Source organism: Cellulosimicrobium sp. MI9406 (assembly GCF_040595865.1).
GTDB classification, from domain to species: domain Bacteria; phylum Actinomycetota; class Actinomycetes; order Actinomycetales; family Cellulomonadaceae; genus Cellulosimicrobium; species Cellulosimicrobium funkei.
On record NZ_JALIZI010000003.1, the window covers coordinates 125289 to 143803 of the forward strand.

The 18515-nt window shown below is 76.1% G+C and carries 17 protein-coding genes; 5 read left to right on the plus strand and 12 right to left on the minus strand.

Annotated elements, in window-relative coordinates:
- Positions 1–68: 68 nt before the first annotated feature.
- Complete coding sequence (locus MT994_RS06135; RefSeq protein WP_354805547.1) at positions 69–578, plus strand: pyridoxamine 5'-phosphate oxidase family protein; 510 nt, start codon at positions 69–71, stop codon at positions 576–578.
- A 53-nt stretch (positions 579–631) separates the two neighbouring features.
- A complete protein-coding gene (locus MT994_RS06140) occupies positions 632–1939 on the plus strand; it encodes an alpha/beta fold hydrolase (RefSeq protein ID WP_354805548.1) in 1308 nt (435 codons plus the stop codon).
- Between the two features lie 66 nt (positions 1940–2005).
- Here MT994_RS06140 and MT994_RS06145 read toward each other — a convergent pair whose 3' ends face one another.
- Complete coding sequence (locus tag MT994_RS06145) at positions 2006–3565, minus strand: hypothetical protein (RefSeq protein ID WP_354805549.1); 1560 nt, start codon at positions 3563–3565, stop codon at positions 2006–2008.
- A gap of 298 nt (positions 3566–3863) precedes the next feature.
- Between MT994_RS06145 and MT994_RS06150 the strand changes: the two genes are divergently transcribed.
- On the plus strand, positions 3864–6491 hold the full coding sequence (locus tag MT994_RS06150) for a LuxR C-terminal-related transcriptional regulator (RefSeq protein ID WP_354805551.1): 2628 nt from the start codon (positions 3864–3866) through the stop codon (positions 6489–6491).
- A 12-nt stretch (positions 6492–6503) separates the two neighbouring features.
- Here the strand turns inward: MT994_RS06150 and MT994_RS06155 are convergent, their stop codons facing one another.
- Positions 6504–7118, minus strand: coding sequence for a hypothetical protein (locus tag MT994_RS06155; protein WP_021483189.1), 615 nt, complete (start codon positions 7116–7118; stop codon positions 6504–6506).
- Positions 7119–7401: 283 nt separating this feature from the next.
- Between MT994_RS06155 and MT994_RS06160 the strand changes: the two genes are divergently transcribed.
- Positions 7402–8352, plus strand: coding sequence for a hypothetical protein (locus MT994_RS06160; RefSeq protein ID WP_211932026.1), 951 nt, complete (start codon positions 7402–7404; stop codon positions 8350–8352).
- 138 nt (positions 8353–8490) lie between these two features.
- Positions 8491–9870, plus strand: coding sequence for a hypothetical protein (locus tag MT994_RS06165; protein ID WP_354805553.1), 1380 nt, complete (start codon positions 8491–8493; stop codon positions 9868–9870).
- 74 nt (positions 9871–9944) lie between these two features.
- Here MT994_RS06165 and csrA read toward each other — a convergent pair whose 3' ends face one another.
- From csrA to MT994_RS06215, 10 genes are all read right to left on the minus strand, one after another.
- Positions 9945–10184, minus strand: coding sequence for a carbon storage regulator CsrA (gene csrA, locus MT994_RS06170; protein WP_194522100.1), 240 nt, complete (start codon positions 10182–10184; stop codon positions 9945–9947).
- A gap of 69 nt (positions 10185–10253) precedes the next feature.
- Positions 10254–11105 carry a hypothetical protein gene (locus MT994_RS06175; protein ID WP_354805555.1) on the minus strand — a complete coding sequence of 284 codons (852 nt, stop codon included), beginning with the start codon at positions 11103–11105 and terminating at the stop codon, positions 10254–10256.
- Positions 11077–13122, minus strand: coding sequence for a flagellar biosynthesis protein FlhA (locus MT994_RS06180; protein ID WP_043657039.1), 2046 nt, complete (start codon positions 13120–13122; stop codon positions 11077–11079). Before MT994_RS06180 ends, MT994_RS06175 begins: the two co-directional genes overlap by 29 nt.
- A gap of 127 nt (positions 13123–13249) precedes the next feature.
- Complete coding sequence (locus MT994_RS06185) at positions 13250–14383, minus strand: EscU/YscU/HrcU family type III secretion system export apparatus switch protein (RefSeq protein WP_076403286.1); 1134 nt, start codon at positions 14381–14383, stop codon at positions 13250–13252.
- A complete protein-coding gene (locus tag MT994_RS06190; protein WP_034652780.1) occupies positions 14383–15135 on the minus strand; it encodes a flagellar biosynthetic protein FliR in 753 nt (250 codons plus the stop codon). The genes MT994_RS06185 and MT994_RS06190 overlap by 1 nt, the downstream gene beginning before the upstream one ends.
- Positions 15136–15141: 6 nt before the next feature.
- On the minus strand, positions 15142–15417 hold the full coding sequence (gene fliQ, locus MT994_RS06195; RefSeq protein ID WP_021482560.1) for a flagellar biosynthesis protein FliQ: 276 nt from the start codon (positions 15415–15417) through the stop codon (positions 15142–15144).
- A gap of 2 nt (positions 15418–15419) precedes the next feature.
- Positions 15420–16262: a flagellar type III secretion system pore protein FliP gene (gene fliP / locus MT994_RS06200; RefSeq protein WP_076403290.1), complete on the minus strand. Its 843-nt coding sequence runs from the start codon at positions 16260–16262 to the stop codon at positions 15420–15422.
- Positions 16259–16870 carry a flagellar biosynthetic protein FliO gene (locus MT994_RS06205; protein WP_354805557.1) on the minus strand — a complete coding sequence of 204 codons (612 nt, stop codon included), beginning with the start codon at positions 16868–16870 and terminating at the stop codon, positions 16259–16261. The genes fliP and MT994_RS06205 overlap by 4 nt, the downstream gene beginning before the upstream one ends.
- 5 nt (positions 16871–16875) lie before the next feature.
- Positions 16876–17580 (minus strand): flagellar motor switch protein FliN, encoded by a 705-nt coding sequence (gene fliN / locus MT994_RS06210; protein ID WP_194522097.1) that lies wholly within the window; start codon positions 17578–17580, stop codon positions 16876–16878.
- A gap of 3 nt (positions 17581–17583) precedes the next feature.
- Positions 17584–18483, minus strand: coding sequence for a flagellar motor switch protein FliM (locus MT994_RS06215; RefSeq protein WP_061266698.1), 900 nt, complete (start codon positions 18481–18483; stop codon positions 17584–17586).
- Positions 18484–18515: the final 32 nt, after the last annotated feature.

Consider the following 18515-nt stretch of genomic DNA (forward strand, 5'->3'; position numbering starts at 1 on the left):
GGGCGAGTGGCGCGCGTCGTGCCTAGCGTCGAGGTGCCGCGACCCGCGGCCCGACGACGGGAGACGACATGACCGGCACGCACCACGAGCAGCCCCACGCGAGCTCCGACGAGGTCGCGAAGGTCCGCGACCTGATCAAGGACGAGAAGATCGCCATGCTGACCACCGTCGCGACCGACGGGAGCCTGGTGAGCCGGCCGATGGGCGTCCAGGCCGTCGACTTCGACGGCGACCTGTGGTTCTTCGCCGCCGCCGACTCGCACAAGGTCGCCGAGATCGCGCGGGACTCGGCGGCGAACGCGGCCTTCTCGGGCTCGACGTCCTGGGTCTCGGTGTCCGGGCGCGCCGCGGTCGTCCGCGACCGCGACAAGATCCGCGAGCTGTGGAACACGGTCGCCGACGCCTGGTTCCCCGACGGCCCGGACACGCCCGGCGTGGTGCTCGTCCGGCTGCACGCCGACTCCGCGGAGTACTGGGACTCCCCCGGCGGGCGCGTCGCCACGCTGTTCAGCCTGGTCAAGGCGAAGGTCACCGGCTCGCGCTACGACGGCGGGGAGAACGAGACCGTCGAGCTGTGACACGTGCCGCCGGCCGCCCGGAGCGCCGCGCGCGGCGCGGCTAGGGTGGCCGGGTGAGCGTCGCCCGCGAGACCGCGTACACCCTGCCCGGCATCCACGTCACCGACCGCGAGCTCGAGGTGCCGCTCGTGTGGGACGACGACACCGACCCGCGCCGCCTCACGCTGTTCGTGCGCGAGCTCGTCGACCCGGTCCGGCGTCACGACGACCTGCCGCTGCTCGTGTTCCTCCAGGGCGGCCCGGGCGGCAAGGGACCCCGGCCCACCGGGCCGGACGGCTGGGTCGGCACCGCGCTCGCGACGCACCGGGTGGTGCTGCTCGACCAGCGCGGCACCGGCCGGTCCTCGGCCGTGCGCGGGGCGGCGCTCGCCGCGCACGGCCCGGGGGCCGCCCAGGCCGAGTACCTCTCGCACTTCCGGGCGGACGCGATCGTCGCCGACGCCGAGCACGTGCGCCGGACGGTGTACGGCGGGCGGCGGTGGACGTCGCTCGGCCAGTCCTACGGCGGCTTCCTCACGATGACGTACCTGTCCCGGGCGCCCGAGGCGCTCGCCGCGTGCTACGTGACGGGCGGGCTGCCCGGCCTGACGGCGGACGCGCGCGAGGTGTACCGCCGCACCCAGCCGCGCGTCGTCGCGAAGAACGCCGCCTACCGGGCGCGGTACCCGGACGACGCGGCCCGCCTCGCGCGCGTCGCGGACCTCCTCGCGGCCGACGACGTGCGCCTGCCCGACGGCGACCGGCTCACCGTGCGCCGGCTCCAGTCGCTCGGCACGGACCTCGGGATGAAGCCCGGCCCGGAGCGCATCCACTGGCTCGTGGACGAGGCGTTCGACGCGGACGCGCCCGACACCCTGACGGACACGTTCCTCGCGGAGGTCGCGGCGGCGACGTCGTTCCGCACCAACCCGCTCTACGCCGTGCTCCACGAGTCGATCTACGCGCAGTCGGGCACGGGCCCGACGGCGTGGGCCGCCGAGGCGGTCCGCGCCGAGGAGCCGGCCCTCGACCCGGCGGGGCGACCGCTGCTCCTCACCGGCGAGATGATCTACCCCTGGATGCTCGAGGAGATCGCCGCGCTCCGCCCGTTCCGCGCGGCGGCGGAGGCGCTCGCCGCGCGCGAGGAGTGGCCCGACCTGTACGACCTCGACGTCCTCGCGCGCAACGAGGTGCCCGTCGAGGCGGCGGTGTACGTCGACGACATGTTCGTCGACGCCGGGCTCTCGCTCGAGACGGCGGCGCGCGTGGGCAACGTCCGCACGTGGGTGACGAACGAGCTCGAGCACGACGGCCTGCGCACGGGCGACGTCCTCGCGCGCCTGGTCGAGCGGCTCGGCGCCCGCGGCGGCCCGCGCACCTGAGGCGTGCCGCGCCCGGCCCGCTGGACGGGCTGCGGCGCCAGGCTCCCAGACCCCGGCTGGGCGGAGTCAGGCCGTCTGGTCGCGGCGCGCGCGCAGCACCCACGCCCCGGACACGAGCGCCCCGCCCAGCACCAGTGTGAGCAGGTCGAACCCGGCGTCGCCGCGCGGCGGGGCCGGTGGCACCGCGGCGGGCGCCCCGCCCGCGGCCACGACGACGGCGCCCGACGGGTCCGCCGTGCCGACCACCGGCGCCAGGTCGAGCGCGGGCCCGTCCGCCGTCGTCGGCGCGGACGCGTCCGGTGTCGCAGCGGGCGCCGGGGCGGCCGGAGCAGGCGACGCGGGCGGGGCGGCGGGCGCCTCGGGGACGGCCGGCCCGTCGAGCACGAGCTCCCACGACGTCTCGCCGACGAGGACGTAGCCGTCGAGCGCGCGCGCCGTCACGGTCACCGTGCCCCGGGCGGGATGGCGGCCCGGGGCGAGGACCCGCTCGTCGAGGACGAACTCCACGCCGTCGGCCCGCGGCACCTCGACCGCGGCCACCGCGCCCGGGCGCGCGGCGACGACCACGGGCGTCGGCGCCCGGACCTCGGTGAGACCGGAGAACACGAGCTCGACGGCGCGCGACCCGTCCGACCCCGGCAGCACCGGCTCCGCCGCGCCCTCCGCCGCGAGCCGCAGGCCCGCGGCCGGGGAGAGCGTCAGGACGACGCGCGCCACGTGGTCGAGGTACCCCTCGACGGCGTGCGTGCTGCCGGGCGGGAGCACCGCGCCGGTCGCGTCGCGGACGACGAGGCCCTCGGCGTCGGGCACGGTGTACGTGTCCGCCCTACCCGGGCCGTCCTGCGCGGCGGGGAGCGCCGCCGTGACGACGGGGAGCAGCTCCGTGACCGCCTCGGCGGCGGACCGCCCGTCCGGGAGCTGCAGCACGTGGCCGTCCTCCGCCACGGCCGTCGCCCGCAGGACGCCGCCGTCCCGCGGCGCCTCGACGGTCCGGTACCCGTCGACCACGACCACGGTGCACGTCATCGGCTCGCCGCCCAGGGACCAGCGCACGCCCTCGACCACCGGCACGAGGTAGACCGCGTCCCCGGCCGCCGCGCGGACGAGGACCGGCGGCAGCACGACCACGCGGGGCGCGGGCCCGCCGTCGGGCACGGTGGGGTCGGGGCCGGGGGGCGTCTCGCCCTCCTCCGGGGCCGCCGGGTCGGGAGCGGGGACGGAGGGAGACGCGCCCTCCTCCGGAGCGGCCGACCCGGGCGCGGGAGGCTCCGGTCCGTCCGGCACGGGAGCGCCGGGCACGGCAGGCACGACCGGCCCGACGCCCACGGTGCCGGCGCCCGCGCCGGAGCCGGAGTCCGTGCCCGCGCCGGGGTGCGTGCCGGATGCCGCGTCGGGGCCCGTGCCGTCGGCTCCGGCCGCAGCCGTGGACGTCGCCGCATCCGCGGCACCGGGCCGGCCGTCCTCGGCGACCCGCGCGAGGGTCTCCGTCGCCACGGGCGCGACGCCCGGGTCTGCCGTGGCACTGGCGACCGGGGCGGCGTGGGCCGTCGTGGACGCGCCGACCAGGACGGCGCCCACCAGCACCGCAGCGAGCGCGGTCCGTGGGCGGGCCCGGTGCACAGACATGGGCGTGCGGCTCCTCTCCGGTCGCGTCCGCGGGTGGACGCGCCCGAGGCCCCTATGCACGCGAGGGGCCGCGCTGTCCGCATCGTCCGCGGGCGTCCCGTTTCGTCCGGGGTGGCGGGAGCCGCGGGCGACCTGGTTCGAGCGCTTCACCCGCCTTCCCCGAGAACCGGCGCACCTCCTCGCCTAGGGTGAGAGCGGATCACGGCGCGGTGCCGGCTCTCGGGGCGGAGCCGTGGCCGGACGCGGTTCGCCGCCGTCCGCCCGCCCGCCCGTGGAGCGGGGGAAGCACGGAGGCAGCATGTCGGTGACGGACACGACGACGTTCCGTCTGTACGGGGCGCCACGCCCCCCGCACACCGAGCTCGTCCGCGAGCGCCTGCTCGACCGGCTCGAGGTGGACGCCGCTCTCCGCGTGGTCCGCGGCCCCGCAGGTGCGGGCAAGACCTCCCTCCTCGCCGAGTGGTCCCGACGCCGGGCCACGCCGGGTCTCTGGCTGTCCGTCATCCCGGAGATGTCCCGGACGGACCTCTGGCGCGCGGTCGCGCGACGCGCCGCGCGCGCCGGGCTCGTGGCGTTCGAGGCCGCGCTGGGTCCCGCGGAGCTCGCCCCCGACGACGTGCCCGGCCGGCTGGCCGACGCGTTCCTCGCGGTGCCCGGGGAGGTCGTGGTCGTCATCGACGACTACCAGGACGTCACGGACGCCGCGGTCCACGACGACGTCCTCGCCCTGCTGCGCCTGTGCCCGAACCTCTCCGTGGCCGTGGCCACGAGCACGGTCTCCCCCCTGGAGGCCGCATCGGTCGGGCTCGAGCTCGACCGGACCGTCATCACGGCGGACCAGCTGCCGCTGACCCGGGACGAGACGGCCCGCATGCTGCGCCAGGCGGGCGTGGACCTCGACCCCGCGGAGGCGCACGTCCTCACCGGCGGCCAGCCGCTGTACCTGCGGGTCGCGATGCTCGCCGCGGAGATGGCCGGCTCCCACGGGACCCCGGCGCACGTCCAGGTCGCCGACGAGCTGCTGCGCGCCGCGCTCGAGAAGCAGCTCGAGGGCGCCGAGCGCCCTCGGCTCGAGCAGGTCCTGCGGCGGTGCGCGGTCGCGGACGTCCTCACCGCCGACCTCGCCGTGGCGCTGACGCGGGAGCCCGCGGCACCGCAGCTGCTGTGGATGCTCGAGGAGCGCGGGCTGGGTGCGTGGGAGCGACGTCCCGCGGGCCGGGTCTTCGTCCTGTTCCCGGTGGTGCGGACGTTCGTGGCGGAGCGCGTCCGCGAGGAGCACCCGGACGAGTGGGGGCTCGCCCAGCTCGCCGCCGCACGCTGGTACCTGACGAACGGCTATCCCGTCGAGGCGCTGCGGCACGCGGTCGGCGCGGGCGACCTCGGGCTCGCGTCCTCGGCCGTCTCGCGGTACTGGGGCGAGCTGCTCGAGCCGCAGGCGCTGGCCCGCCTCGACGTCCTCAAGGGCCTCCCGCAGACGGACCTGCGGCGCTGGCCGCTGCTCGCCGGGGCCCTCGCGATCCACCACGACAGCGTCCCCGGGGAGCGCACCGAGGCGATCGAGACGTACCAGCTGACGCTGGCCGCCCTGCGCCCCCGGGCGAGGGCGACCTCGACGACGGAACGCGTCGTCCTGGACGTGCTCGAGAGCGTCGCGCTGCGTTCCACGAACGCGACGCAGCGCGCGCTCGAGCCGGCGCGCCGGGCTCGGCAGACGCTCGACGAGCTGGGCGTGGACGAGCGCCGGGAGCTCGTGCGCGAGCTGCCCCGGCTCCGCGCCGAGGTCGCGATGTCGTTCGCGCGGGCGGGCGCGGACGACGAGGCGCTCGCCACGCTCGAGGACCTCGGCGGCTCCCCCGCCGTCGACCCGCGCACGCTCTACGGCCTGTCGCTGCGTGCGCTCGTGCTCGCGCTCCGCGGGGACCTGCCGGAGGCCGTGCGCGACCTCGAGGTCATCGAGGCGTCGCCCCACGCCGAGGTCCGCGCGGGGCGCGACGACCACCTGTACCGCATCGCCCGCGCGATCGTGTGCCTCGAGCGCTTCGACGCCCGCGGCGCCCAGGCCCACCTCGACGTGCTGCGACCGCACCTCGCGACGCTCGAGACCCGCCCGGTCGTCGCCACGGTCCAGGCCTACGTCGACCTGGTGTCCTTCGAGCCGGCCCTGGGCATCGAGCGGCTGCGCCGCTACATCGAGTCCGAGCGCGGCCGCCGCCGCATCTCCGCGCGCGACATCGACCACCTCGACTACGTGAGCGGCCTGCTCGGGCTCGCGCGCGGCCAGGTCGGCGCGGTGCACTCCTGGCTCAAGGTCGCCCCGGCGACGTCGTCGCTCACCTGGCTGCTGCGGGCCCACGTCGCCCTGCTCACCGGCCGGTGGAGCACCGCGCGGGACGTGCTCGTCGCGCACACGCCGCCGCGGACCGCCGCGCCACGCCTGCGGGCCGCGCACGCCGTCCTGCTCGCCGCCGCCCTCACGCACGCCGAGGAGGAGACGCAGGCGCGCGACGCCCTGGACAAGCTCGCCGGCGTCGCCGAGGACCGACGGCTGCGGTTCGCCCTCGCGCTCCCCGCCCGGCACGACCTCCTCACGCTCGTCGAGCTCGCGGCACGGAGCAAGGACCAGACGGCGCAGCGCCTCATCGGGGACGCGGAACCCGTGCCGGAGCTCTTCGCCGCGACGGTCGACCTCCCCCAGCCCCTGTCCGACCGCGAGGTCGTCGTCCTCGACACCCTCATGCGGCACGCGACCGCGGTCGACGTCTCCCGGAGCCTCACCGTGTCCGTGAACACGGTGAAGAGCCAGCTCCGCTCGATCTACCGGAAGCTCGGGGTGCGTCGGCGCGAGGACGCCCTCGCCCGCGGGATCGAGCTGGGGCTGCTCCCGGCCCAGCGTCCCCTGCCCGCGAGCGGCACGGACGGGCGCTGAGGCCCGGGCCGGTCAGACGAGGTCGTCGACGATCTTCGCGGACGCGCGCATCTCGGCGCGCGCGAGGTCGTCGTCGATCTCGCGCCCCGCGGCGATGAGCGCCGCGCGCGGCAGCCACGAGAAGACCACGAGGACGGGGTAGCTGTCCTCGCCCACGTACACGCGGCGGCGCCAGGCGGCCCACGCCACGGCGCGCGTGAGCGTGCGCACCGGGTCCTCGAGCTCGTTCGCCGCGTGCGCGGCGTTCTCCCACCCGTGCTGCGCCTCGCTCATGACCCGCGCCCCGCCGTGCCCGAGCGGCCGGGCGAGCGCCGCGAGGCCGATGTCCTCGGCGATCACGACGGCCTCCGACGGGACCAGGTCCAGGCCGTCCCGGTACGTACCGAACGTCGCGGGGTCCAGGTGGCGCCACGGGTCGTCGTCGGGCAACGAGTCCAGGAGGTCGGTGAGGGCGCCGGCGAGGAGCGTCACGGCGCGCAGCGGGTGCGCCTTCGCCTGCGCGCGCATCGCGGCCATGGTCGCGAGCCGGTCGTCGGGGTCGATGAGCGGCTCCACGAGGCCCACGGCCCAGATGGCCCAGGTCGTGTCGTCCCACGGCGCGCCGGCGCCGTCCTCCTCCGGGGTCACCGCGACACCACCCCGCCCGGGGCGTCGGCGGCCCGGCACGGCGACGCCGTCGAAGCGCAGGACGCTGCGTGCACCCGGTCCACCTCCTGATCTCGTCCTGCCCTGTCCAGCCGGCGAGCCCGTCGCCGAGGACAGCATCCCACCGTGGCGACGTCCGCGAAACACCCGCGGCGGGCGAAGCGTGCGGAGATCACCCGCTGCCCGGGGCCCCCGAGGGTGAAGTCCGGTGTGAAAGACGGTGTCCCGCGCGCCAGGAGCCCCTCCGGGTCCGCATGCTTGGACCGTGACCGACCGGACCCTGCTCGACCCGCGCCCGCAGCGGGCGCGCGACGCGCGTCCCGTGCGTGCCGTCGACGAGGGCCCGCAGGAGGACGACGACCCCGGGGCGCTCCGGCACGAGGTCGCCCGCGTCGTCGCGATCGAGGACGACGACCGCTACCGCGCCGAGGTCTCGGCGCTCCTCGCCGCCCACGCGACGCAGTGGCGCCGGATCGCGGCGCGCCTGTGCCGCACCAACTCGGTGCCCGCGGCTCAGCACCTCGACGACGTCGCGGCGATCGTCGTGGAGACCGCCTGGGAGATGCTCGAGCGGTCCCGGCGCGACCCGGCGTACCTGCGCAGCATGCGCTCGTTCCTCGCCATCGTCGTCTACACGGCCCGGCCCCGGGTCCGCTCGTTCCTCGACCACGCGACCGCGCCGGCGTCGGGCATGGTGGCCGCGCAGCGTCGCCGCCGCGAGCTCGCGCGCACGCGGTCGGAGCTCGCCGCGCTGCGCGGCGCGGCACCCTCGGTCGAGGAGGCGGTCCGCGCCACGAACGAGCGCCTCGGCGCCCACCGGGCCGACGTCGTCCGGCAGGGCATGGTCGTGACGGAGGCCGACGAGCTCGTGCTGCGCGGCGCGCTGTCGTTCGACGAGGCCCTCGACTCCGCGCGCACGACGGACGCGCACGCGGACTGCGTGCTGCACGCGGTCGAGGTCCCGGCGCTCGTCCGCTCGGTCGTCGACGCGGCGCACGCGGAGGACCCGGTCCGCGGACGGGTCGCGGCGCTCTGGATGTCCGAGGCGTACGGGGGCGGCGGGCCGCTACCGGGCCACGACACGGTCGTGTGGATCGCCCGGACGCTGGGTCTCCCCCGGCACCGGACCGTCGCCCACATCGACCGGGTCCGGGTGCTGGCGGCGCAGCACCTCCGGGACGTCGGCATCGTCCTCGACGCCGTGGACAGCGTGTGAGCGCGAGCGTCGCTCCACGACCCGCACCTGCCGGGAGGCCCGCGGCGTACCGCGGCGAGCAGGAGAACCGCACCGTGGCGAGCACGGGGACCAGGGGGCGGCCGCAGGCGGGCGCAGGAGCACAGGGGGCAGCAGGACATGTCTGACGAGGGACCCGGGTCTCGACGCTCGGTCGTCGAGGACGCACGCGTCGTCGCCGCGACGGTGCCGGAGGGCGAGCGCGAGCGCGCGGTGGACGGCCTGGTCGCCGCGCACGCCGTCGGGCTCGCGCGCGACGCCCGGCGGCACGTGCGCGCCGCGGGGGTCTCGGGGACGGACCAGGTCGCCGCGCTGCGGGCGGTGACCGACGCGCAGCGCGCCGTGCTCGACGACCTCGTCGCCGGTCGCCGTCCGCCCGAGGGCCGCGCCTGGTCGCCCACGGTGCGCTTCGAGGCCCTGCGCGCGGTGCGCGCGCTGGCCGCGGAGGGCGCGGTCGCCGTCCCGCCGTACCGCCACCGCCTCGCGGCCGACCGCGCGGCCCTGCTGCTGCTCCGCGAGACCGCCGCCGTCGTGGACCGTCCCGCGCCGCGAGAGGTCGTCCGCGCGGGTGCCGTGGCGGTGGGGCTCCCGCCCACGCCGCACCCGCTGGACGAGGCCACCGCCACGCGCCCGCTCCCGACGTCCCGGTCGGCAGGGACGGTCTCGCCGGCGCGCACCCCCGCACGCCGGGAGCGTCGCCGCGTGCCCGGGGTACGGGGACGCGCGCGCTCCAGCGGCCCGGGTCGTCCCGTGCGCTGGGGCGCCGCCGCGGTGCTCTCGGCCGCGACGCTCGCCTTCGGGGTCGTCGTCGCGCCCGCGCAGGACGAGGTCGGTGGTGGCCCGGGCGTCTCGGTACGGCCCGAGCAGGTGCTCCTGGGCACGACCCCGGGGACCGGCTCGACCGCGTGGGCGCCGCTCGACGGCGCCGGCGCCGCGTCCGTCCGCCTCGACCTGTCCTCCCCGGTGCTGACGGGCCTGGCGCCGTCGCCGGCACCCGCCGTCGAGCCGGTGGACGAGCCGGTCGGTGCGCGGGTGGACGACGCCGTCGACGTGCCCGCCGACGAGCCCGGCGGCGAGCCCGTGGTCGAGCCGCTGCCCGTGGTCGTGCCGGCCGCACCGGGCCCGGCCGTCCCGGAGACGCCCGCACCGGCTCCCGCCCCCGGCTCGGGAGCGGCGCCGGCACCCGCACCGGCTGCTACACCTCAGCCCGCACCCCCGGCTGCGGCGAAGCCGTCGCCGAAGCCCACGCCGAAGCCCGCGCCGGCCGTTCGGCCCGCACCGACGCCCGTGCCCGCGCGACCGGGGCCGCCCGTCACGCGCCCGGCTCAGCCGAAGCCCGACCGTCCTGCACCGCGGTCCGACGAGGCGCGCGGCTCGTCCCGGCCGGGCACGGCGAAGCCGCAGCCGCAGACCCGCGACGACCGGCGCACCGACAAGGACGCGGGCCGGCAGGACCGGGGCCACGGCGGCGACCGCGACGGGCGCGGGGGCCGCGGGTAGCGCTCGGCGGGCCTCCCGACGGGACGGGCACCCCCGACGGCGGCTCTCCGCCGCCGCGGGCCCCGTGCGGCGCGTCAGGAGCGCGCGTCGAGCCCCAGCAGCGCGCGGGCGCGCGCCTCGCCCCCGGGCGCCCCGAGCGCGGCGGCCCGGTTGTCCGCGGCGACCTGGTCGACGATCTCGGCCCGGTGGACCCGCACCTCGCGGGGCGCGTCGATCCCGACGCGCACCCCGTCCCGGCCCACCGACACGACCGTGACCACGACGTCGTCGCCGACGAGGATCCGTTCTCCCACCTTGCGTCCCAGCACCAGCATCGCCACGTCCTCCTGACGTCCCGCGTGTCATCCTGACCGTTCGGAGGACCTATGCGGGCGCGGCCCGGGTCAGCCTGCGGGCCGCAGCTCGGGGAGCCCGAGCGCGAGCACGGAGTCGGGCGTCGTCGTCAGCTCGCGCCCGACCACGACCATGGCGCGGACCAGCACGAGCCGCTGCACCTCGGCGACCCAGCGCTCGGTGTCCGCGGGCTTGCGCGAGGCGTCGACCACGACCGCGACCTGCTCGGCGCCCAGCTCGTCGAGGACCCGCGCCACGCCGACCGCGTCCACGCGCACCCCGACGGCCACGACCGTGGCGCGGGCCGCACGAACCCCGCGGGCGCGCGCCTCGGTCGCCGCGCGGCGGTCGTCGACGCGCACCGTGTCGTCGTCGGTCGCGCTGCCCGCGCAGGCCGTGAGCAGGCCCTCCCGCTGCGCCAGCGCGCGGGCCGCCGGGACGACGTCCGCGGCCAGCCCGACGAGCGCCACGAGGTCGCCCGGCGCCGCGCGCGGCAGCGGCGACACGGGCGCGGGCGGGGCGGTGACGGCCGCGGGCGGCGGCTCCGCCGTCTCGGCCACGAGCTCGTCGAGCAGCGCCGCGAAGTCGTCGCCGCGGGTCGAGACCTCGACCGCGGCCGACGGCGCCGGGCGCAGCGCGTCGCCCTCGTCGGCGTCGTCGAGCAGCGCCGCGATGCCCGCCCGGCGGGCGGCGGGGAACCGGACCGGCCCGACGGCGGTCCGGGGCGGCGCGTCGCCCACCTCGACGACCGCCTCGTAGTGCTGCCGCCCGAAGAGCCCCTTGAAGCCGCCCGTGATGACCCGCTCGGCGGAGACGATCCGCGCGTCCGGGCCGTGCAGGCGCCGCGCCTGGGCGAGCACGGCGTCGAGGGACTCACCCTCGAGCCGCAATCGCCGGGGCATCGTTCACCACCCCGACCGTCTCGATGAGCGCGTTGCCCGCCGTCACCTCGGTGTACGACAGCACGGCGAGGTCGGGCACCTGTGTCGCGACGAGGCGCCGGACCGCCGCGCGCAGCGACGGCGCGCACACGAGGACGACGTCCTCGCCGGTGGCCCGGGCCGCCTGCACGCGCTCGCCCACGGACGAGCGGAACGCGTCGAGGCGCGCCGGGTCGACGACGATCGCGGTGCCCTGGTCGCCGCCGGGCTGGCGGCCCGCGAGCATCGCCTGCTCCAGGGCCGGGGCGATCGTCACGACCCGGATCGTGCCCGCGACCGTGTGCCGGGCCGGGATCGCCGGTCCGAGCGCCGCGCGCGCCGCCTCGACGAGGTGCTCGGGGTCGGTCGAGCGCTTCGCGGCGAGCGCGAGCGCCTCGTAGATCCGGGGCAGGTCGTTGACGGCGACCTGCTCCTCGAGCAGCCCCTGCAGGACGCGCTGGACCTCCGCGAGCGACAGCAGGGCCGGCGTGAGCTCGTCGACGGCCGACGGGTTGGTCCGCTTGACCTCGTCGGTGAGCACGCGCACGTCCTCGCGGGACAGCAGCCGCGCCGCGTTCGCGGCGATGAGGGCGGACAGGTGCGTGACGAGCACGGAGACCCGGTCGATCACCGTGGCGCCCGCCATCTCGGCGCTGTGCCGCATCTCCACCGGGACCCACTTGCCGTCCATGCCGAACACCGGGTCGACGGTCGCCAGCCCGGGCAGCGCGGCGAGGTCGTCGCCGAGCGCGAGGACCTTGCCGGCCGGCGCCTGGCCGCGACCGGCCTCGACGCCGGCGATCCGCACCGCGTAGGTCGACGCCGGGAGCTCCAGGGAGTCGCGCGTGCGGACGGGGGGCACGACGACCCCGAGGTCGGTCGCGATCTTGCGCCGCAGGGCGCGGACCCGTCCGAGCAGGTCGTCGTGCGCGCCGGTGACCAGGTCGACGAGGTCGGGCGCGAGCAGGATCTCGAGCGCGTGCACGCGCATCTGCTCGAGGAGGTCCTCGGTGCCGTCGCTGCGCGTGCCCTCCTTCTCGATCTGCTCGGCCGCGGCGCGCGCCACCTCGGCCCGCCGCTGGCTCGCCTTGATCTGCTGGGCCGCGATGATCAGGCCCACCCCGAGCACGAGGAACGGCAGCTTGGGCATGCCCTCGATGAGGGCCATGGCGAACGCCGCGACGCCCGCGATGGCGAGCGCCTGCCGGGACTGGACGAGCTGGCTCGACGCCTGCGAGCCGACGTCGCCCTCGCCCGAGTTCGAGCGCGTGACGATCATGCCGGTGGCGACCGCCATGAGCAGCGCGGGGACCTGGGTGACCAGCCCGTCGCCCACCGTGAGGATGGAGTACGTGTCGACGGCCTCCATGGCCGGCATGCCGTGCATGACGACGCCGATCACGATGCCGCCGAGCAGGTTGATGAGGGTGATGACGATGCCCGCGATGGCGTCGCCCTTGACGAACTTCGACGCGCCGTCCATCGCCCCGTAGAAGTCGGACTCCGCGGAGATCTCGGCGCGGCGGGCCCGCGCGTCCTGCTCGCTGATGAGCCCCGCGTTGAGGTCCGCGTCGATCGCCATCTGCTTGCCGGGCATCGCGTCGAGCGTGAAGCGCGCCCCGACCTCGGCCACGCGCTCCGCGCCCTTGGTGATCACGAGGAACTGGATGACGACGAGGATGAGGAACACGACCATGCCGATGACGAGGTTCCCGTCGACCACGATGTGGCCGAACGCGCCGATGACCTCGCCCGCGTAGCCGTCCCCGAGCACGAGCCGCGTCGAGGCGACGTTGAGGCCCAGCCGGAACAGCGTCGCGACGAGCAGCAGCGACGGGAACACCGAGAAGTCGAGCGGCTTCTTGACGAACATCGACGTCAGCAGGATCACGAGCGACAGCAGGATGTTGACGATGATGAGCACGTCGAGCAGGGCTGCGGGGATCGGCACGACGAGCAGCAGGACGATGCCGACGACGCCGAGCGGCACGGCGATCATGGCGAGGGATCGGTTCTTCACGCGGAACGCTGGTCCTTCCGGGTCCGGGGCGTCGGCGGCTGCTGACGCGACGTCCTATGCAGGTCGTGGCCGCCGCAGCGCGCGCCGACGGCTGCGCCGGGCGGCGTCATGCGGCCCGGGCGTCGTCGGCGGCGGGCCACTCGCCCGGCGCGATCGCCGGGCGGGCCATGCGGTGCGGGACGGACGAGGCCGCCGCGCCGCGGCGCGTGAGCGCCATGACGAACGCGAGGACGCGCGCGACGGCCATGTAGAGCTCGACGGGCACCTCCTGCCCGACGTCGCACGCCCGGTGCAGGGCGCGCGCGAGCGGGACGTCGCGGACCATCGGCACCCGCGACTCCTCGGCCTTCTCACGGATGCGGGCGGCGACGTGGTCGGCGCCCTTCGCGACGACGCGCGGCGCGGAACGCCCGGGCTCGTACCGCAGCGCGACGGCGACGTGGGTCGGGTTGACGACGACGACGTCCGCGTCGGCCACGGCGGCGATCATGCGGTTGCGCGTCATCGAGCGCGCCATCGACCGGCGCTGCGACTTCACGAGCGGGTCGCCGTCGGTGCTCTTGTTCTCGTCCTTGAGCTCCTTCTTGGTCATGCGCGTCTTCTTGCGGTTGCGTCGTGCCACGACGAGCACGTCGAACAGCGCGAGGGTGAGGCCCGCCGCCGTCGCCCAGACCAGGAGCGAGCGCACGCCGGAGCCCGCCGCCTCGAGCAGCGACGCGATCGGCAGGCCGCCCGCGGCCAGGAGGACCGGCATGAGGGACTGGACGACCGCGTAGAGCACGACGCCGACGACCGTCGTCTTGAGCAGGGCCTTGGCGCCGTTCCACAGCGCCTGCGCCCCGAACATCCGCTTGAGCCCGCTCATCGGGTTGAACTGGTCGGCCTCGGGCCTCAGCCGCTTCAGGTGCAGGCCGCCCTGCGCGACCGACGCGAGCAGCACGGCGACGGCGATCGCCCCGAGGAGCGGCAGCATGGTCGGCACCACGGAACCGAGCGCGTCCTGCGCGAGCTGGAGCGCGACCGCGGGCTCGGGGTTCTCGATCACGGTGCGCAGCGACAGCACCTGGTCGGTCGCGGCCCGCGCCGCGGCGCTCACGGTCAGCGGGATCACCGCGCCGGCGATCCCGACCCCGACCCAGGCCGTGAGGTCCTGCGACTTGCCGAGCTGGCCCTTGGACCGGACCTCCTTCATCTTCCGGTCGGAGGCCTGCTCGGTCTTCTCCTCGGTGGAGTCGGCCATCAGCCCACCCCGCCCATGCGCTCGACGGCCTCGGCCGTGAGCACCGAGACGACGTGCGGCAGCGCGACGAGCACCGTCCCGACGAGCGCGAGCGTGAGGAAGATCTTCAGCGGGAAGCCCATCGCGAACGCGTTGAGCGCGGGGGCGACCCGGTTGACGAGGCCGAGCCCGGCGTCGGCCAGGAAGAGCACGACGACGATCGGGCCGGCGATCTGCAGCCCCGCCACGAAAGAGCCGGTGAGGGCCTCGACGAACGACGCCGCCGGGACGCCGGCCAGGCCTCCCACCGGGACGGCCTCGTACGAGCGGGCGAGGCCGAGCACCATCAGCTGGTACGCGTCGGAGACGAACATGAGCACGACCGCGAGGAGCGCGAAGAGGCGGGTGAACTGCGACCCGTTGACGTTCGTCTGGGGGTCGTACGCCATGCCGAGCGAGAACCCGCCGAACAGGTCGAGGTGGGCGCCGGCGGCGGTGACCGCCGAGAAGACGACCATGACGAGCGTCCCGAGCATCGCGCCCGTGACCGCCTCGGCGACGAGGTGCGCGAGGAACGTCGCGGTGCCGGTCGCCTCGTACCCGGGGGCGGCACGACCGGAGACCACGAGCCCGAGCGACACCGCCAGGATCGCGCGCACCTGCCGCGGGATGGCGTGGTGCGAGAACGGCGGCGCGATCGTCATGAACGCGGCCATGCGCACGCCCGCGAGCATCGTCGCCTGGAGCCACGCGAGGTCGATCTCGAGCTGCACGGGACGTCAGCCCCCGTTCAGCAGCGACGGGATGAGGTCGAACATCTCGTGCGTGAACGTCACCATCTCGCCGATCATCCAGTTGCCGCACACGACGAGCGCGACGGCGACCGCGAGCGCCTTGGGGACGAACGAGAGCGTGATCTCCTGGATCTGCGTGACGGACTGCACGATCGAGATGGCGAGCCCCACGACGAGCGACGTGACGAGCACGGGGGCCGCGAGCTTGGCGGCGAGGACGAGCGCCTGCGTGGCGACATCGAGGACGGCGGCGGTCTCCACGGTCAACCCATCCCGTACGAGCCGATGAGCGACGTCGTGATGAGACCCCACCCGTCGACGAGGACGAAGAGCAGCAGCTTGAACGGCAGCGAGATCATCGTGGGCGGCAGCATCATCATGCCCATGCTCATGAGGGCCGCGGCGACGACGAGGTCGATGACGAGGAACGGCACGAAGACGACGAACCCGATGATGAACGCGGCGCGGAGCTCCGAGATGACGAACGCGGGGACGAGCGTCGTGAGCGGGACGTCGACGGGGGTCGCCGGGTTCTCGAGGTCGGCGGCGCGCGTCATGAGCGCGAGGTCCTCCTCGCGCGTGTGGGCGAGCATGAACTCCCGCAGCGGCACGGCGCCCGCGTCGAGCGCCTGGCTGAAGGTCGTGGTGCCGTCGAGGTAGGGCTGGACCGCGGCGTCGTTGATCTCGCCGAACACCGGCCACATGACGAACAGCGAGAGGAACAGCGCGAGCCCGGCGAGGACCATGTTGGGCGGCACCGTGGCGGTGCCCAGCGCGTTCCTGGTCAGGGCGAGGACGACGAAGATCTTGGTGAACGACGTCATCATGAGCAGCAGCGTCGGCGCGAGCGACAGCAGCGTGATGCCGACCAGCGTCACGAGGGACGACGACGGCTCGCCGTTCGGCCCGTTGATCTCCACCGAGAGCGTCGACCCGCCGTCCTGCGGGTCGACCGGCTGGGTGGGCGGGGCCGGGTCGGTCGGGTCGACGACCGCGGCGCCCGCGTGGGGCGCGAGCAGGACGGTCGCGACGGCGACGAGGAGCAGGACCGCCCCGACGAGCACCGCGACGCGCAGCGCGCGGCGCGACGGGAGGGCGCGTGTCACCGGGCACCTCCTCGCACGACCCGCGCGGCCTTGCGCCACGTGTCGGGCGCGAGGAAGGTGCGCAGGGCGCTCGTCGGCGCGGGCCGCGCGACGACGACGGCGGTCCCGGGGGTCCCGACCCGAGGCCCCGAGACGGCCGGGGGCGCGGCGGCGGGCGCGCCGGTGGGCACGTCGGCGGGAACCGAGCCGGGCTCGCCGTTCCACGCCGGGGCGTCCCCGTTCGCGGGCGGCTGCGCGAGCCACAGCCGTGCCGCGGTGACGGCGTCGTCGAACGACGGCTCGTCCGAGGTCGGGGCACCGGGCGTCGCGTCCGCGGCGGTGACCGCGGTGACCGCGGTGGGCGGGACGTCGGACGGCACGGGTGTCGGGCCGTCGATGACGGTCACGGACGACTCCGTCACGCCGAGGAGGTACCGCCGGCCCCCGGCCTCGAGCAGGACCGCGGCGCTCTTCTGCGACAGCCCCTGGCGCGCGACCACGGTCAGCTGCTCCTGGCGCCCGCGCGGCGCGGAGCGCGAGGTCTTGCTCGCGACGCGGTACGAGACCCACAGGAGCCCGAGCACGACCGCCAGCGAGAAGGCGACGCGCAGCACGGTGGTGACGTCCATGCCGGTCAGTCGTCCGCGTCGAGGATCTTGGTGATGCGCACCCCGTAGTCGCCGCCGTCGACGACCACGACCTCGCCCTTGGCGATCGTGCGGCCGTTGAGCTGCACGTCCGCCGGCGCCCCGGCGGACCGGTCGAGCTCGACGACGGCGCCCGGCTCGAGGCTGAGCACGTCCCGCACCGGCATCCGGGTGCGGCCCACGATGACGGAGAGACGCATCTCGACGTTGGAGATGCGCGCGAGCCGGGCACCGGTCACGGCCTCGTCGGGCAGGCTCCGCAGCGCGCGGCGCGTACGCACGACGAACCAGCCCGCCGTCGGGCCGTCGTCCGTGGAGAGCTCGAACACGACGGACTCCGGGTCCTCGAAGAGCGCGGTCGCGTCGGCGACGCGCACCTCCCCGAGCACGCCGACGCCGGTGGTCGCCCCCGCGGCCTCCAGGGCGGGGCGCAGGACGTCGGTGACGTCGAGCGCCGCCTCCTGGGAGGCGTCGGCGAGCGCGTCCTGGTCGATGAGGGCGAGCGCGAGGTCGGTGCCGGAGTCCCCCACGTACGAGGCGACGACCGCCCGTGCGGCCTGCGGGCCGACGGGGGCGCCGCCGCGCAGGGCCGCGCGCAGCGGGGTGCTGGTCGGGACGAGCTCGACGAGCGCGTGGGCGGCGGCGGACGCGGCCTCGACGACGGACTGCTCGACCGGGGTGGCGGTGCTCATGGGTCAGTTCTCCTCGGTGGTGACGATGCGGCAGGCGAGGCGGGAGCCGGACGAGCCGACGGCGCCGCGGGCCAGGACGTGGCCGTCGACGATGACGTCGAGCGGGCGGGACTGGGCGTGAGGGACGTGCACGACGTCGCCGACGGCGAGGTCCAGCACCTCGGTCGGCGTCATGGACGCGCCGGTGAGCTCGACGGTGACGTCGACGAGCGAGCGCGCGACGTGCTGGCGCGTGCGCCGGGTCGCGTCGGCGGGGTCGTCCGCCGGGTTGGCCTCGCCGAGGTGCGGGAGCAGCGCGACCGACGGCACGGCGAGGGTCGCCCGGCACGCGCGCTCGCCGACGCGGAGGTCGAGCTCGGCGACGATCATGAGCTCGGCGGTGGGGGCGGCCTGGGCGAACTGCGAGTTGTGCTGGATCGACGAGATCCGCAGGGGGTTCTCGAGCAGCCGGCCCATCGAGTGGCGCAGGTCGCGCAGCGTCTCGGTGAGCAGCGACGTCACGAGCGTGCGCTCGACGTCGGTGAACTTGCGGTCGACGACCGGGATGGACGGTCCGGCGCCGAGCATGTGGGCGATCCACGTGAGGGCGTCCGTGTGCGGGAACTGCAGGACGGCGCGCGGGCCGATCCCCTCGAGCTCGCACACGACGAACGTCGTCGTCACGGGCAGCTCGGCGACGTAGTCGTCGTAGGTGCGCATCGCGACCGCGGCGAGGTTGACCTGGCTCACGACCCGCACGCGGGCCGTGAGCTGCGTGCCCCACTGGCGCGCGAAGCTCTCGAACGCCATCTCGAGGATGCGGTGGTGCTCGCGGACGAGCGTCGTCGGGCGGCGGAAGTCGTAGACCTCGACCTTGCGGCTCGGTGCGGGCTGCTGGACCCGCTCGGGTGTCGTCGTGCTCACGACCGCTCCTATGCAGGCGCGCACGACGCGAG